Annotated in this window: 1 pseudogene; it reads right to left on the reverse strand. The window is 44.3% G+C overall.

The window, feature by feature from the left end:
• Nucleotides 1–848: pseudogene (locus tag R2Q80_RS21880) on the reverse strand (hypothetical protein); the annotation flags it as partial.

Below are 848 nucleotides of genomic sequence, written 5' to 3' on the forward strand. Positions count from 1 at the left end.
TGTTACGCTTGCGCCTGGAGCCAGACTAGAAACCGATGAGCCGGTTACTATGGCATTGGCGTCCGTAACCACAAGATTGGTTAAGGTTACGTTACCTGTATTTTTAACAACAAGGTTGTAATTCAACTCCTCACCTGCTTTATTAGGAACAGTACCGTTAACAGATTTAACCAAAGTCACAGCACCTGCTGGCGGAATGGTTGCTACTGTTGGCGTATCATTAGTCTCCGTTGTTCCTGAAACGTCAGTTACATCTGTACCAGCCGGTGTTTTACCTGTAATGCTTGCGGTGTTAGTATAGGTTCCAGCATCTACATCAACTTGAGTCAAAGTATGAGCAGCGGTTAATGTTATGCTTGCACCCGGAGCTAAAGTAGAAACCGGCGATCCAGTAACAATTGCATTGACGTCAGTAACAACAAGATTGCTTAAGGTGACATTACCTGTATTTTTAACAACAAGATTGTAATTCAATACCTCGCCTGCTTTATTAGGCACAGTACCATTAACAGTTTTCACTAAAGTCACAGAACCAGCCGGCGTAATGGTAGCCACTGTTGGTGTATCGTTAGTCTCAGTCGTTCCTGAAACATCAGTCACGTCCAATCCAGCTGGTGTTTTACCTGTTACTGTAGCGGTATTGCTGTAAGTTCCAGCATCTACATCGCTTTGAGTTAAAGTATGTGAAGCAGTCAAAGTTACGCTTGCCCCCGGAGCCAGACTAGGAACCGGAGAACCTGTTACCACTGCGTTCGCGTCCGCAACCGCAAGATTGGTTAAGGTGACGTTGCCTATATTTTTAACAACAAGATTGTAATTCAATACCTCGCCTGCTTTATTAGGAACAG

It is taken from the genome of Pedobacter frigidisoli, from assembly GCF_032678525.1.
In the GTDB taxonomy this organism is placed as follows: domain Bacteria; phylum Bacteroidota; class Bacteroidia; order Sphingobacteriales; family Sphingobacteriaceae; genus Pedobacter; species Pedobacter frigidisoli_A.